Here is a 14,045-nt window from a genome sequence, read left to right as displayed (position 1 = left end):
GGAGTTGTTTATCTCACTGCAGCCCAAACAGGCGGAGTGCTCTCCAATTTTCTTTTTGACTCAGATCAAAATCTCATAGCTCGAGGTGCTACAAGGGGCGCGAGCTGGGGGATGCATATTTTCGGTGAGGGAGTATATAAATTTGCAGCAGCTTCACCTCATGACCATTCGGTTTTCATGGCAGTTGAAAACAATTTCCTTAATCTCGACGTAAATCAAACCATTAGCAGCATGAGCATAAATAGTGCTGATGAATTAATGGTTGTTATCACAACCAACCAGGGGACGCCAGACTCGATTGTCAAATTCAGCCCCAATTATGTTTTCGTGAAGGGAGAGTTGTACCAAGGAACCCCGGGTCATGAAATTCCAAATACGATTCTCCCTTGGGCGATTCTCCCTACAGGGGGCGGAGCGAGTGGAACTGTGTCCGATAGCGAAGGAAATGTGTGGGTTCCTGAAACAGGTAAAAATGCTCTTCTCAAGTTGAATAGTTCTGGCAAAGTGGTGATGTCAGTTACCCCTTCGCTGGGCTCAACATTCGGCGACATTTCACGCGCGTCTATTGATCGCGACGGAACTTTGTGGGCAAACGACACCAATAACCGACTTGTTCGAGACGTCGGCGCGACTCGTCCTTTTCTCAGGCAAATCACTTATCGGGGTGTTGGAAATAGTCAATACGGTTCAATATTTTCTGATCAAATTCGTGTAGACAATGCGCAAGGAAACGTCACGTATAGAACAACTTTTAATGGCGCATTTACTGTCAGCCCAGCGGGTTTGATAACGGCGAGTGACTCACTCGCCGTGGGTAAATATGTTGTTTCGGGAACCGCACTTGATGAGGCCGGAACCTCTGGTACGTGGACCTACACCCTCAATGTGCTTAAAGTGCAACCTTCTGTTTCAATCAGCTCTGTACCTTCGGCCTCTGTTCATCAAGAAACAGTGACCTTCACTGCAACTTCTTCTGGTTTTGACCCTGGAACTCTCATTACCTTCAAGAATGGACCTAGCTCGGTTGGTACGTGCACCTTGGCAATCGCGACTCCGTGCACATTGGAAATCAGCACATTAGCGGTGGGAAACAACTCCATCACTGCAGTTGTCGCAGAAAGCGCACACTATCTCACTGCGACCTCGGCTGCTCTAACTCATACAGTCGGCTTGCAACCCACAAGCACCACGTTCTCAGTTAGTTCTCTGCCAACTGTGGGGCAGGACATCACGCTGAGCGCACAGGTCACCTCTAACTCAGCAACTGGTACCGTCAGCTTCAAGAAGCCAGACGGCACAGTTCTCTGCACCACCTCGGCACTGGTTTCTGGAGCAGGAAGTTGCGTGTGGTCAGGTAACCCCGGACTCGGAACCTATAGCGTCACCGCGGTGTATTCCGGTGATGCGGCTTATCGGACAAGCACTTCGGCCGCAGCTTCTGTGGATGTCACTGCTCTCTACACGGTGACCTTCAGCACGGGGGCACCATCTGCGGTGTACCGAACAGGAACAACAGCAGTGCCACTGCCGTTGCCCACTCGCTCAGGGTTTGTTTTTGATGGCTGGTTTGATGCTGCGCAGGGTGGCAACTTTATCGGCATGGCAGCCACCGGCTACACCCCTACCGCTTCCATTTCGCTCTACCCACACTGGACTCAACTCTCCCTCTCAGGGATTGCTCCCGCAGATCTGAATCTGTTGGGCACGATCAACGCATCCGACTTTGTTGATGCCACCTACTCGGCCACGACTAACGGAAGTTCTGTTTCAATCTCAATTCCCCAAGGATCCCTGCCCAATCAGACTCAGGTCAGCGTCCATTTGGTGGGAAACTTCGACCGAGCTCGCGCATTGATTTCTCAGACCAATACCTATGTAATGACCATGGTGATCTCCTGGATTGCGCCAGATGGCACAGTTCCACCCACTGATCCGAACAAACCCATCACTATGGTGATCAGTAACAACACCATCAAAACTGGCACCGCCGTTTATGGGCTGCTCGGTGGTCAAGTCACCTTGCTTGGTCGTGCGGTGGTGGATGGAACAGTAACCGTTCACATCACCGAAGACCCCCAGGTGGTTGTGGCAAATACTCCACCAACTTCTCCCATTACCGTTGCCGCAACCTCAGGGCTTGATTCACGCACAGTAATTTCCTGGAGTGAACCCACCAATGATGGTGGTTCACCAGTGACGAGTTACACCGTCACCGCCAATAACGGCTTGAGCTGCACCACGACTGCCTTGAGCTGTCAGATAACGGGACTGACAAATGGCCAGAGCTACACCTTTGGTGTGGTTGCAACGAATGTGAATGGTGAAAGTAGCCCTAGCGTGCGAACTAGTGCGACTCCAATTTCTCCCATTAGCGCTGCTGGCCTTGCCCAGACCGGCCAGGATTCCAATTCCATCCTGTTGTTTGGATTCTTGGCTGTTCTCTTGGGATTCGGGTTTGTCTTGATTCGAAGCAGGATTAAGAAGTAGGGCAGCTTCCACCCTCGTGCCACAATAAGCTCAGTCTTTTTTACAGTGGCGAAGGGAATCAGCATGTGTGGAGGTTACGCGCTCGCGGAACCTACTGAAGTGCTGGAAGACGTCTTCAGCGTTGATCTGGTGGGGGAGAACCTCCCTGGACCCAGCTGGAACATCAGGCCCACCAACCAGGTTCCTGTTGTGGTGGACACCATTGATGCGACAGGTGACCAGCGCCGGCGCTTAGAAAGCGCTCGCTGGTCACTGATACCCACCTGGGTGAAGGGTGAACCACCCAAGTTCTCCACCTTCAACGCTCGAAGTGAAGACGCTGCGTCCAAAGCATCGTGGCGAGACTCTGTAAAGTCCAAGCGGTGCTTGGTTCCTGCCTCTGGGTATTACGAGTGGGTTGTCGAAGATGGGGTGAAGGTTCCGCACTACATCCATTCGGCTGAAACCCTTGCGTTTGCTGGGTTGTATTCGTGGTGGCGGGCACAAGAAAGCGACCCGTGGATGCTCACCGCCACCATCTTGACCATGCCGACAGTGCCTGAATTAGCAGCTATTCACGACCGTAACCCTGTGCCGCTGCCGAAGGATTTCTGGGCCACCTGGCTCGATCCCAAGGAAATGGGAACGCAAGCGCTCGTGGATGCTGCTGTTGCATCCGCTGTGCCCGTTGCTGCCGGTTTGAGCGAGTACAGAGTGAACGCCGTTAAAGGCAACGGTCCAGAACTTATTTTCCCGGCTTGATTTTTATCGTCTTCAAAATAAGCCCTGCGCCGTTCCGCATGATGAGCTTTGTGTCAGGGGCAATCTTGTTCAGAAGAGGATAGACAGCTGTAGCGAGCATCATGCCAATCGCCATTGCGAAGAAGGTCAGCACCGCTGTGTTAGCGACATCACTGAGGTTCTTTGCCGACTCTAGTTCTCCGGTTAACGCCACGAACCCGGTGGAGCCTGGAACGATCAGCCAGAAGGTGGGCAAGAAGATAGCCAAGTCACCAGGGCCACCTCCTAGACGGGCATTGATTGCCCAGGAAGTAATGAGGCCAACTGTAGTGGCAATGCCGGCTGATAAAGGAACACCCAGGCTAGGAACTGCCAGTACTGAAATGGCAAAGCTGACCATCATGACAAAAAGACTTGGTAGCCATAACCGCAATGGTGTGCAGAAGTAGAGGAAAGTTCCCACGCCATAAATAGCGGCACCAGCCCAGGCAACCCATTCAGGCGTCAGGGTCGCCGTGACGTCAACCAACCTCGTGGAGGGGATGCCACTGACCGCAATAGCTAAGGCTCCACCAAAAGCCATGCTGCCAAGGATCATCAGGGCGTACATGAGCCGTGATGCTCCAGAGACCATATAGCCGCTGACGAGTTCGATAATTCCAGACGTCAGCGTTGCACCAGGCAACAGCACCACAATAAGCATGGCGACCATGCGAACGGGGTCGGGTCTATCTATCGCTATGGCCACACCGGCAACCAAAATACCGGCGATGAAGGTGGCAATCAGGGGGAGAAGTGCAGCAAAGCGTGTGCTGCGACTGAGGTTGAGCACTATGACGCCGATAAGCAAACCCATGACAGTGACTGCGATAAGCGCTGGAAGATCAAGTCGGAAGGCCGCGCCAAATCCCAGCGCGGAAAGTGAATAGCCCACCACGCGAAGCCACGAAGGATAGATGGGCTTTTTGTGTGAAATTGCTCGAAGGCTCTCGGCAACGTCATGTGCATTGTCTTTGTTGTGACGAGCTTGGGCAAGAACTGATTGAACCTGTGTCATCTGGTCAAACCGGTAGCTGGTTTTCACCACGCGAAGTTGAGGCACCCCATGCTTATGGGTTTCGGTCAGGACGAGGGTTGGCAAGAGAACAATTTCAGCATCCGCGTCGTAGGCATCAGCAAGGCCGCGAAGAACCTCCTCTGCCTGAGGCGCAGGATAGGTCGAACTCACCATCGCTGCTGCTGCTTCTGTGAGCATGTCTGTCACATCAGGTCTATTTGCAGGGGTGGGCTCCAGCGCAGTCATAACTCAACGGTAACAAATAGCGGTGTCAATCTAGACTGAGATTCCCAGAACAGCTGGCCCAATCAAGGAGTCCTCTTGGAATACACCGGTAAAACCACGCTCATAACCGGCGCCAGCGCTGGCATCGGTGTTGCTTACGCAGAAGGCTTTGCAGCCCGCGGCAGCAACCTCATCCTTGTTGCTCGTCGCAAGGATCGCCTCGACGAGGTCGCCAAGACTGTTTCGAAGAAGTATGGCGTCAGTGTCACCGTCATTGCCCAGGATCTTGCTGCTCCAGGTGCTGTTGCCAAGCTGGAGAAAACGGTAGCCGCCAAGAAGCTCACGGTTGATGTGCTCGTCAATAACGCAGGCTTTGGGGTGAACGGATTCTTCATCGAAGAAGAGCGTTCTCGCACCCAAGAAGAGATTGCGCTCAACATTGGGGTGCTCGTAGACCTCACTGCTGCTTATCTACCCGGCATGGTGAAGCGAAACTCTGGTGCGGTGGTGAACATTGCCAGCACTGCCTCGTTCCAGCCGGTTCCCGGCATGGCTGTCTATGGCGCAACCAAGGCGTTTGTTCGCTCGTTCACGGAAGCCGTGTGGGGAGAGCTCGGTGATTCTGCAGTTCGTGTGGTGGCCGTGAGCCCTGGCTCAACTGAATCTGAATTCTTTGTCGTCGCTGGTGGAACACCAGGGGGCAAGCCCATGCCAGCAACTGCTGTTGTGGAAACAACCTTCGCGGCCCTGGATAAGAATGTCCCCTCCGTTGTGGTGGGCGCAGCTAACTCGATCTCATCCTCGTTAGTGAAGTTTTTCCCCAAGAAATCAGTTATCAAAATTGCAGGCGGCATGTTCCTGCCAAAGGAGAAATAATGCAGCACAACTTCCTGTACTCCGTCGAGCGCGAATACACCCAGCCCATGTCCCGCATCTGGGAAGCCTGGACTGATGCAGCGCAACTCGAGGCGTGGTACCACCCCACTGTGTTGGCAAACGTGCCTGGCTCGTCCGTTTCAGAACCTGTTGTTGGTGGCGCATGGGCTATTGCCGTTAACGTGCCTGAAGCAGGTTTCCAGTCCTGCTTCTGGGGCACCTACACCGCACTCGAGCCTGGCAGGCTCATCGAGCACACCATGTTCTACTCTCAGGAACCTGCTGAGTTTGCAGCCAAGGATCTCACCGGCGAATTCGCCAAGATCGTGGTCGACTTTGAAGAACGTCCCACCGGTTCCTGGGTGCGCTTTAGTCAGTATGGCGAGCTCCCAGAAGAGCACATCCCCCTGGCTAAAGCCGGGATGGACAGCTACTTCCAGTCGCTCGCTGACTACCTGGGTTAACTAGCCAAGCAGAGACTTCATCTGCTTATAAATGAGTTCCGCTGCCTTCTCGGGCATCAAGCGGGTGAGCTTGTCCATGGTTTTGGCATCTGAACCGATGAAGACCTTGTAAGCGTTCTTCTCGATGGCGCCAATGATGGTGCTTGCTGCCACGTTGACCGAAGTCATCTTGAACTTATTTGCCTCGTGCACGTCGGTGCCTGCGGGGATTTCCATGCCGGAGTTCTGGGCAATGTTGGTTTCAATGGCACCTGGGTAAATCGCGGTGACGTGAACATTGGTGCCCTTGAGTTCAGAGTGCAGTCCTTCGGTCAGTAGTTTCACTGCTGCCTTGGTAGCGCCATAGATGGTCTGGCCTGGAACGGGGGCATAGCCACCCATGCTGGAGACATTGGCAATGTAACCCTCGGGTCGCTTGAGAAGCTCGGGCAGGAAAGCCTTCACAGTGTTGATAGTCCCGTAGAGGTTCACGTTGATCACGCGCTCAATTGCATCGAACTCGAGGTCATTGACCTTGACGAAGGGCTGAATGATTCCTGCCACGTTGACGAGAGCGTCAACCTGGCCGTGCTTGGTGATCACTGCCTTGGGCAGTGCCATCACCTTGGCACGGTCCGTGATGTTGATCACGTGAGTAGAGAGCTTGGCGTCTTTGCCGGCCAGCTTGGCGGTCTCTTTGAGGCCTTCAGTGCTGAGGTCAACCGCTGCCACCGTTGCGCCTTTTGCTAAAAGCTCCAGAACCAGTTCGCGAGCAATACCGTTACCGCCACCGGTGATGACGAATACTTTGCCTGAGATGTCCATGATGTATTCCTTTATCTGGATGTTTATCTTCATCCAATTTCAGTATCCTCCTGACGCTCCAGAACACAACACGGGTTGGACCGCTCAGCGGTTCTACACTGAAATCACTTGATCGATTGGATTCTCATGTTTCTTGCTGAATTGAACTGGCTTGCAATTGCCGTTGCGTTCGTCGCGGCCTTCATTGCTGGAGCTATCTGGTTCGGACCGAAGACGTTCTTCCCCGTGTGGTGGCGAGCAATGGGTAAAGACCCAGCAAACATGGAAGTCACCGGGAACATGGGCGTGATCTTCGGATCTACGGCGGTTGCCGCCTTTGTTGAAGCCATTGCTGTGGCATCCGTCATTCACTTCGTTGCATTATCGAACCCCAATTTTGGTGCGCTCGATGGAGGACTCGTAGGTCTTCTTCTCGGTATTGGTTTGGCTGCGGCGTCCTCGTTGTCGCACCGGCTCTTTGCCGGTCAGAACTTCAAAGTGTGGGCTATCGAAGTGTCCAGTGATGTTGTCAATCTCACCATCATGGGCCTCATTATTGGCGCATGGCGATAAACTAGAACCACCCAAGGAACAGGAGTCAACATGGGTTTCACCGCATTTATGTCATCGACATTCGGCCGCTGGGCTCGAATTGTTGTCGGCCTTGTCCTCGTAATTGCTGCATTGACGTGGGGCCCTATTGGCGCCGTCTTCTTCTTTGTTGGCCTCATGCTGATTTCAGCTGGTGCTTCAGACACCTGCTACTTCGCGCCACTATTTGGCCAGGGTTTCAACGGCAACGACAACCGTCGCTAATTCAGACCTCAAGAAAGCCTCCGAAGATTCTTCGGAGGCTTTCTTCTTTAAGTGGTGATTCTGTACTCTCATTTCATGACTGAAAAAGTTCAAGGCCCCGCTTCCTACTTCCCCTCGATTGAGAAGAAGTATGGTCAGCCCATTGATCACTGGATGGTGCAGCTAGACGCCGTCAAGGGCGAGAAGCACATGGACCAGGTGAACTACCTCAAGGCCGAACACGGCATGGGCCATGGCCACGCCAACGCAATTGTTGCCGTCTATCGGGTGAATAACGGTCTCTAATGTCCCAGGCCGAAATCGACGCCTACATCGCGGCGCAGCCTGAGCCACAGCGCTCCACGCTCGAGGGACTTCGCACGCAAATCTTGAACGTTGTCCCAGATGCTGAGCAGTGCATTTCCTACGCCATGCCTGGGTTCCGTGTGAACGGCAAAGTGGTTGCCGGGTTTGCTTCCTATAAGAAGCACATTGGCTACTATCCACACTCTGGCCAGGTATTCAGGGTCATGATGGATGACTTAGCTGGCTATGAGGTTTCAGAGAAGGGCGGCGGGGTCAAGTTCCCTATCGACCACACAGTCCCGGACGCCTTGATTGAAAAGCTCATCGCAGTGCGCATGAGTCAGGCATTCCCTCACGCCTAAGGAACGTGAATGATCCCGGTGGTGGGGTCATCGGGGAGTTCCTCAGGCTTGAAGTGTTTGTCAGCCACGGCTTGCCATTGAATTCGGCGTTCACGCCAGCTGAAGAAGAAAACCTTGAAGAATTCTTCAATCGTGCGACCAATGAAGAGGCCATAAATTCCGAGTGGGGTGAAGAACGCCAAGGCAATAGTGATGGGAACGCCCACTAAGAAGGGCGCAATAAAGTCCCCAACCACCACGCCCTTGACGTCATCTCCACTGGGAAGAATGGCAGCTCCCAGAAGCGCAATGCGAACCTTCACGAACTGAATTGTCGCGTTGAGGAGAATGGCGAAGGTCACAGGAATGAGGACGGCAGGCCCGATCTCTGGAAAGAGCATGGGCACGGCAAATGCACTCGCTGCGAACAGAACACCAAAGGCAATGCCGGTGTATACCCCCACACGTTTGATCTTGGTGATCCAGGCCTGGGCGAGTGCTCCATCTCCTGCACCAACCGCGCGGCCAGCAAGCGCGGTGACCGCGCTCATTAAGCCCAAACTGGCAACAAAGAAAACAGCCTCGAGTGAGCCAAAGATCTGCAGAACAGCCAACGCATCATTGCTAATTTGCTGGGCAATGATGTTGTAGATGAAGTTTCCGGACGTCCAAAAGATTGTGGTCAGCGCAAGTGGAATGCCCAAAACAAACAGGGGAACCAGCACATGCTTCCAGCTGGCCCAGTTGCCCGGTGTTTCCCACCCTGCAATGCGATACAACCCGTAGGTCTGATACGCCATCACAGCAGCTTTGATGATTGAGATGATCAGTGTTGCCCATGCTGCTCCCACGATTCCCATGGCAGGGAAGCCAAACCAGCCAAAAACCAAGATGATGGCGATGGGGGTATTGAGCACGGTCGTGATGATGGTGGCGACCATGGGGGAACGGGCATGGTCGGCGGAACGCAGGATGCCGCTGAATATTTCAGAGAGAACAGCGAAGGGCAGGCTCAGAGACAAAACCGCAAGGTAGGCAGGGCCTTCGCGAAGCACATCTTCAGATGCACCAAAAGCTCGGAGAATTTCAGCGGGAAAAGCAATAAGTGGAATTGCCACGACAAGTGAGATGACGAAACCAGTGATGAGAGCAGAGGACACAACGGTGTTGAGTTCCTTCTCGCGCTTGGCGCCGTAAGCCCTCGCGACCAGGATCGCTGCGCTGGCGCCGAGGGCACCGAGTGTGAAGGTGGGGATCAAGTTGAGACTGTTCACCAGTCCTACAGATGCAACAGCAACTGCACCCAGTGCTCCCACAACAATCTGGTTGATGAAGTTGAGCAACAGAATGAAGACAAACTCCAGGCTGACGGGAATCGCAATATTGGCGATTTCACGTCCGGGGGTAGCAGTTGCTGGAGTCGACATAACTTCACAAGCCTATTCCCGGCTGACGCACATCTGCCGGGCATAAACTCACATCATGACCGAGGAACAGCCCTATACCGTCCTGACAAAGAACGACGGTTTCGAAGTGCGTCACTATCCGGACTATGTCTTAGTCCAAGTAGTCGTCACTGGCGACTTCATGCGTGCTGGAAGTGTGGCCTTTGGCCCGCTCGTGAGTTACATCTCCGGCAACAATATGGCGGGCAAGAAGATTGCCATGACGGCACCTGTTCTCCAAGAGACCCATGGTGAAGAAACCCACACGGTCTCCTTTGTCCTTCCAGCTGGAATGACTATTGCAGATGTTCCTGTTCCGGCGAACGCCCGGGTCATCACCAAACATGTCCCTGCCCATAATGCGGCTGCGATGAAGTTTGGTGGCGGGTGGAACGGTGACCGTTTTCAAGAAAACGGAGAACTTCTTCTGAAGAAAGTCCATGAAGCAGGACTTAACTCGGTGGGAAACGTCTATTACGCGCGCTTTGACCCGCCCTGGAAGCCGTGGTTCCTCAAGCGCAATGAAGTTCTTCTCGCGCTAGTTCCCTAATCCGCTGACACTGGCAACAGCCTCAGTTACTGCAGTGGCTGCTAAGGCAAGCTCTTCTGCAGTGGTGTTGTGGCTCAAGCTGAAGCGCACAGAAGTCTGTGCAACATCAGGTTCAATTCCGCATGCAATGAGTACGTGGGAGGGATCGTTACTCCCTGCTGCGCACGCAGAACCGCTGGAAACAATCACTCCGCGCTGCTCTAACTCAAGCAGTAAGGTTTCTCCGTTGAGGCCAGCGAAGGTGAAGCTCGCGATACCGGGGTGGCGATCGAAGGGGTTACCGGTGAGCTCTGCCTGTGGAACAGTGGCCAACACCTGCGAGATGAATTCATCTCGCAGTGCGCTGACACGTAGTGCTTCAGGTTCGTGATCAGGGAGTGATTGAACAGCGGTAGCCAGCGCAACAGCCCAGGCGACGTTCTCAGTGCCGGAACGACGACCGAATTCTTGGCCGCCCCCGTGGAGAACTGGCTCCACGGCCAGGCGCCCACGAATATAGGTCACGCCTGAACCCTTGGGGGCTCCGAGCTTGTGACCAGAGATCGTGAGTGCATCAACACCAGAAACCAGAGTGCCGTTATTGCCCACTCGCAGGTCGAACCAGCCAGCTGCCTGGACAGCATCGGTGTGCACGAGAGCACCTACGGCATGAGCGGCTTCGATGATCTGGGGGAGCGGGTGTGTGGTGCCAATTTCGTTATTCGACAGCATCAAGGTGACGAGTGTGGTGTCGGAGCGCAGGGCAGAGGTCAACTTTGCAAGGTCGATATTTCCTTGGGAATCAACAGTGAGCCATGTGATCTCAAAGCCGTGCACCCGCTCGAGGAAACCTATGGTTTCGAGCACCGCCTCATGTTCTGTCCTGGCAGAGATGATGTGCTTGCCCCGCGGATTAGCCAATGCCAGGCCGGTAATCGCAAGGTTGTCGCCTTCGGTGCCACCGGAGGTGAAGATCAGGTCACTAGCCGGGCATTCCAGCCAGGCAGCAATGCGTGAGCGGGCGCCCTCGAGCGCGTTCTTTGCCCTCAGGCCTAGTTCGTGGGTGCTGGAAGGGTTACCAAACTCAGACGTTAACCAGGGCCAGGCAGCCTCCAATGCAGCAGGAACCACGGGAGTGGTTGCGGCGTTGTCGAGGTAAATCATGATGGACGCTTATGCATCAATCGTGACGTCGAGGCCAAGATCCAGTGCGCGAGCAGAGTGGGTCAGTGCACCAACCGAGATGACATCCACTCCAGTTTCAGCAATAGCTCGCACGGTGTCCAAGTTCACGCCACCACTTGCTTCGACTACTGCGCGGCCGGCAACCTGGGCAACACCAGTCTTGAGGTCGGCTAGAGAGAAGTTATCCAGCATGATGATGTCCACGCCACCGGCAATGACGGGTTCAATCTGGTCAAGGCGGTCCACTTCGACCTCAAACTTCACTCCCGCGGGAAGTTCTGTTTTCACGCGCTGGAGTTCGGTGGTGAGGTCCTTACCTCCGGCCAACAACACAGCGAGGTGGTTGTCTTTGGCCATGAAGGCGGTGGAGAGGTTGAGGCGGTGGTTTGTTCCGCCACCGCAGACAACGGCGTGACGTTCGAAAGCACGCAGGTTAGGTGTGGTTTTGCGGGTGTCCAGGATGGTCGCGCCGGTTCCCTTGATGGCGTCCACGTATGTCGCGGTCAGGGTGGCAATGCCACTCATGCGCTGAGTGAAGTTCAAGCCAATGCGCTCTGCTGTGAGGATGCCTCGTGCGGGACCAGAAACTCGCGCAAGCTCATCTCCGGGGACAAAACGGTCACCGTCTTTCTGGAGGAGCACAACAGTGATGCGGGGATCAGTCAGGCGGAAAGCTGCTTCGAATACGTCAGCACCAGAGAAAGTGCCTGGTTCACGCGCTGCCAACACCGCAGTCGCGGTGGCATCTTCCGTGATGGCCAACAGGGACGTGATGTCCCCAGTTGGCGCATCTTCGTGCAGGGCTTCGGTGACAACCCGGTCAATGGTTTCTTTATCCAGCATGGTTTACGCCTTTCGAACCAGCGTGATGGGGCGAGCTTTCGCCGGGTCGGTATCGGGGAAGTCCAGGCGGTAGTGACCTCCGCGTGATTCTTCACGCGCCAGTGCTGCTTCCGTAACTGTGCGAGCAAGCAAAAGTAGGTTGGCATCTTCCCAGTCGGGGAAGAGGCGGTGGGCAGGGTCCGCAGGACGCCAGGAGTGCAGTTGGGTCAGGGCACTATCCAACTCTGACTTGGTGCGGGCAAGACCCACGCTGTCCCACATCAGGGTCTGCAGCTCCACACGGTCCACCACCTGTGCGGTCGAAGTGTGATCGGGTTCGAGCAGTTCAAGCTCAGCTAGGGGAGCTGCATTCGCCCAGCGCACGCTTGGTGGGTCTGTGGGCCAATCCTTGCCCAACGCTTTAACTGCCCGGTGAGCAAAAACAACAGATTCCAACAGAGAGTTAGATGCAAGGCGGTTTGCTCCATGGGCGCCGGTGCAAGCAACTTCTCCCACGGCATAGAGACCGGGGATAGAGGTGCGGCCAAATGTGTCGGTAGCAATGCCGCCCATCCAATAGTGCGCAGCCGGGGTAACAGGAATGGGGTCACGGCCCCAGTTCAAACCATAGGAGCGGCAGGCCTTGGTAATGCTGGGGAAACGTTGCGCGAGGAAGTCACTACCTAGTGCGGTGGCATCGAGAAGAACGGGTTGACCACCCTGTTCAATCATGGTGCGCTGAATGCCGCGGGCCACCACGTCACGTGGTGCCAGCTCGGCCAGAGGGTGAATCTTTTGCATAAAGCGCTCACCATTGGCATCAATCAACACGGCACCTTCACCACGCACAGCTTCAGAGATGAGGAAAGAGCCGGGAACAGCCAAGGCAGTGGGGTGGAATTGGTAGAACTCCACATCAGCTAATACAGCACCAGCTCGGAACGCAGCAGCAACACCGTCACCCGTGGTGACGGTGGGGTTGGTGGTGTGGCGATAGAGCTGACCTGCGCCACCGCTGGCCAGGATGACGGCGTCCGCGGCAATAAAGTGCATGCCGTCGGCATCCAGCACCTGGACTCCGGTGACATGTCCGTTGTCCACGACGATTTCGGCCACGAACGTGTATTCACGAATTTCTGTCGCGGTTTGGCGAACGGTTTCCACCAAGGTGTTGCTGGTGATGGCGCCGGTGGCGTCGCCGCCGGCGTGAAGAATTCTTGCGTGCGAGTGGGCTGCTTCTAAGCCCATGGCAAAGTCGGCACCCTTGCGATCGAATTCCACACCGAAGTTCACCAGGTCGTTGATGCGGCCTGGGCCTTCGGAGCACAAGACTTCAACCGCGGGTTCCCAACACATGCCGGCGCCCGCAAAGATTGTGTCGGCAACATGTTCTGCAACAGTGTCGTCGTTTGCCACCACGGCGGCAATGCCGCCTTGGGCATAGTGAGTGTTGCTTTCGGCAAGGTTGGCTTTGGTTACTAGAATGACCTCGTGGTTCCGGCTCGCCTCAACAGCGGCGACAAGTCCTGCGACGCCGCTGCCGATCACAACAATTTTTGACATGGGTTAGTTCGCTGGCTTGGCAGCCAACATCCTCTCCAGCGCAACACGTGCAGGTTCTGCCACGGATTCGTCCACGACGATCTGGTTTACAACTTCACCGGCGACGAGTCGCTCCAATACCCAGGCGAGGTATCCGGGGTGGATGCGATACATCGTGGAGCAGGGGCACACAATTGGATCGAGGCAGAAGATGGTGTGTTCAGGGTGTTGAGCTGCCAGGCGCTGGACCATATTGATCTCGGTGCCGATAGCAAAGGTGGTGGGCTCGGTCGCAGCTTCTACTGCCTTGCGGATGTAGTCGGTCGAACCGTATTCGTCGGAGGCATCCACGACAGCCATCGGGCTTTCGGGGTGAACAATCACGCGCACACCAGGGTGTTCAGCACGTGCCTTGTCGATCTGCTCCACAGTGAAGCGCTTGTGAACTGAGCAGAAGCCATTCCAGAG

The 14,045-nt window shown here is 55.0% G+C and carries 16 protein-coding genes; 9 read left to right on the top strand and 7 right to left on the bottom strand.

Going from position 1 to position 14,045, the window contains the following annotated elements:
* Positions 1–426 precede the first annotated feature (426 nt).
* Positions 427–2,487, top strand: a complete 2,061-nt coding sequence (locus Q0362_RS09250; protein WP_298122796.1) for an Ig-like domain repeat protein — start codon at positions 427–429, stop codon at positions 2,485–2,487.
* Between the two features lie 63 nt (positions 2,488–2,550).
* The gene (locus Q0362_RS09245) at positions 2,551–3,228 is read left to right on the top strand and encodes an SOS response-associated peptidase (protein ID WP_298122793.1); all 678 of its coding nucleotides are present in this window, start codon (positions 2,551–2,553) and stop codon (positions 3,226–3,228) included.
* On the opposite strand, the gene Q0362_RS09240 is transcribed toward Q0362_RS09245, so the two are convergent.
* Positions 3,212–4,510 carry a threonine/serine exporter ThrE family protein gene (locus tag Q0362_RS09240; RefSeq protein ID WP_298122791.1) on the bottom strand — a complete coding sequence of 433 codons (1,299 nt, stop codon included), beginning with the start codon at positions 4,508–4,510 and terminating at the stop codon, positions 3,212–3,214. The two genes, Q0362_RS09245 and Q0362_RS09240, sit on opposite strands and share 17 nt — an antisense overlap.
* A gap of 75 nt (positions 4,511–4,585) precedes the next feature.
* Here Q0362_RS09240 and Q0362_RS09235 point away from each other — a divergent pair, with 75 nt between their 5' ends.
* Positions 4,586–5,365 carry an SDR family oxidoreductase gene (locus Q0362_RS09235; protein WP_298122789.1) on the top strand — a complete coding sequence of 260 codons (780 nt, stop codon included), beginning with the start codon at positions 4,586–4,588 and terminating at the stop codon, positions 5,363–5,365.
* Positions 5,365–5,829, top strand: coding sequence for an SRPBCC domain-containing protein (locus tag Q0362_RS09230; RefSeq protein WP_298122787.1), 465 nt, complete (start codon positions 5,365–5,367; stop codon positions 5,827–5,829). The genes Q0362_RS09235 and Q0362_RS09230 overlap by 1 nt, the downstream gene beginning before the upstream one ends.
* Here Q0362_RS09230 and Q0362_RS09225 read toward each other — a convergent pair whose 3' ends face one another.
* A complete protein-coding gene (locus Q0362_RS09225; protein WP_298122785.1) occupies positions 5,830–6,666 on the bottom strand; it encodes an SDR family oxidoreductase in 837 nt (278 codons plus the stop codon). It lies immediately after the preceding gene.
* Between the two features lie 75 nt (positions 6,667–6,741).
* Between Q0362_RS09225 and Q0362_RS09220 the strand changes: the two genes are divergently transcribed.
* The 4 genes from Q0362_RS09220 (at position 6,742) to Q0362_RS09205 (ending at position 8,075) form a co-directional block, all read left to right on the top strand.
* Positions 6,742–7,185, top strand: coding sequence for a DUF1761 domain-containing protein (locus tag Q0362_RS09220; protein ID WP_298122783.1), 444 nt, complete (start codon positions 6,742–6,744; stop codon positions 7,183–7,185).
* A gap of 30 nt (positions 7,186–7,215) precedes the next feature.
* Complete coding sequence (locus tag Q0362_RS09215) at positions 7,216–7,428, top strand: YgaP-like transmembrane domain (protein WP_298122781.1); 213 nt, start codon at positions 7,216–7,218, stop codon at positions 7,426–7,428.
* Positions 7,429–7,503: 75 nt separating this feature from the next.
* Positions 7,504–7,713, top strand: a complete 210-nt coding sequence (locus tag Q0362_RS09210; RefSeq protein ID WP_298122779.1) for a DUF4287 domain-containing protein — start codon at positions 7,504–7,506, stop codon at positions 7,711–7,713.
* Entirely contained in the window at positions 7,713–8,075 is a 363-nt protein-coding gene (locus Q0362_RS09205) for an iron chaperone (protein WP_298122776.1), read from the top strand. The genes Q0362_RS09210 and Q0362_RS09205 overlap by 1 nt, the downstream gene beginning before the upstream one ends.
* On the opposite strand, the gene Q0362_RS09200 is transcribed toward Q0362_RS09205, so the two are convergent.
* On the bottom strand, positions 8,072–9,481 hold the full coding sequence (locus Q0362_RS09200) for an MATE family efflux transporter (protein WP_298122774.1): 1,410 nt from the start codon (positions 9,479–9,481) through the stop codon (positions 8,072–8,074). The two genes, Q0362_RS09205 and Q0362_RS09200, sit on opposite strands and share 4 nt — an antisense overlap.
* 55 nt (positions 9,482–9,536) lie before the next feature.
* Here Q0362_RS09200 and Q0362_RS09195 point away from each other — a divergent pair, with 55 nt between their 5' ends.
* Positions 9,537–10,049, top strand: coding sequence for a heme-binding protein (locus Q0362_RS09195; RefSeq protein WP_298122773.1), 513 nt, complete (start codon positions 9,537–9,539; stop codon positions 10,047–10,049).
* Here the strand turns inward: Q0362_RS09195 and Q0362_RS09190 are convergent.
* The 4 genes from Q0362_RS09190 to nadA form a co-directional block, all read right to left on the bottom strand.
* Positions 10,038–11,192: a cysteine desulfurase family protein gene (locus Q0362_RS09190; protein WP_298122771.1), complete on the bottom strand. Its 1,155-nt coding sequence runs from the start codon at positions 11,190–11,192 to the stop codon at positions 10,038–10,040. The genes Q0362_RS09195 and Q0362_RS09190 overlap by 12 nt on opposite strands.
* 9 nt (positions 11,193–11,201) lie before the next feature.
* On the bottom strand, positions 11,202–12,056 hold the full coding sequence (nadC, locus tag Q0362_RS09185) for a carboxylating nicotinate-nucleotide diphosphorylase (protein WP_298122769.1): 855 nt from the start codon (positions 12,054–12,056) through the stop codon (positions 11,202–11,204).
* A gap of 3 nt (positions 12,057–12,059) precedes the next feature.
* Entirely contained in the window at positions 12,060–13,598 is a 1,539-nt protein-coding gene (nadB, locus tag Q0362_RS09180; protein WP_298122767.1) for an L-aspartate oxidase, read from the bottom strand.
* A 3-nt stretch (positions 13,599–13,601) separates the two neighbouring features.
* A partial coding sequence (nadA, locus tag Q0362_RS09175; RefSeq protein WP_298122765.1) for a quinolinate synthase NadA occupies positions 13,602–14,045 on the bottom strand: 444 nt, incomplete at its 5' end.

The organism is uncultured Aurantimicrobium sp. (assembly GCF_936931525.1).
Lineage (GTDB): Bacteria > Actinomycetota > Actinomycetes > Actinomycetales > Microbacteriaceae > Aurantimicrobium.
The sequence above is the reverse complement of the archived record's forward strand: the minus strand, read 5'-3'. Positions and strand labels throughout refer to the sequence as shown.

Excerpts from the sequence above, each read along its gene's own strand:
- nadC (WP_298122769.1), bottom strand. The coding sequence starts at position 12,056 with ATGCTGGATAAAGAAACCATTGACCGGGTTGTCACCGAAGCCCTGCAC.
- Q0362_RS09210 (WP_298122779.1), top strand. The coding sequence starts at position 7,504 with ATGACTGAAAAAGTTCAAGGCCCCGCTTCCTACTTCCCCTCGATTGAG.
- Q0362_RS09190 (WP_298122771.1), bottom strand. The coding sequence starts at position 11,192 with ATGATTTACCTCGACAACGCCGCAACCACTCCCGTGGTTCCTGCTGCA.
- Q0362_RS09200 (WP_298122774.1), bottom strand. The coding sequence starts at position 9,481 with ATGTCGACTCCAGCAACTGCTACCCCCGGACGTGAAATCGCCAATATT.
- nadB (WP_298122767.1), bottom strand. The coding sequence starts at position 13,598 with ATGTCAAAAATTGTTGTGATCGGCAGCGGCGTCGCAGGACTTGTCGCC.
- Q0362_RS09225 (WP_298122785.1), bottom strand. The coding sequence starts at position 6,666 with ATGAAGATAAACATCCAGATAAAGGAATACATCATGGACATCTCAGGC.
- Q0362_RS09240 (WP_298122791.1), bottom strand. The coding sequence starts at position 4,510 with ATGACTGCGCTGGAGCCCACCCCTGCAAATAGACCTGATGTGACAGAC.
- Q0362_RS09195 (WP_298122773.1), top strand. The coding sequence starts at position 9,537 with ATGACCGAGGAACAGCCCTATACCGTCCTGACAAAGAACGACGGTTTC.
- Q0362_RS09245 (WP_298122793.1), top strand. The coding sequence starts at position 2,551 with ATGTGTGGAGGTTACGCGCTCGCGGAACCTACTGAAGTGCTGGAAGAC.
- Q0362_RS09205 (WP_298122776.1), top strand. The coding sequence starts at position 7,713 with ATGTCCCAGGCCGAAATCGACGCCTACATCGCGGCGCAGCCTGAGCCA.
- Q0362_RS09230 (WP_298122787.1), top strand. The coding sequence starts at position 5,365 with ATGCAGCACAACTTCCTGTACTCCGTCGAGCGCGAATACACCCAGCCC.
- Q0362_RS09215 (WP_298122781.1), top strand. The coding sequence starts at position 7,216 with ATGGGTTTCACCGCATTTATGTCATCGACATTCGGCCGCTGGGCTCGA.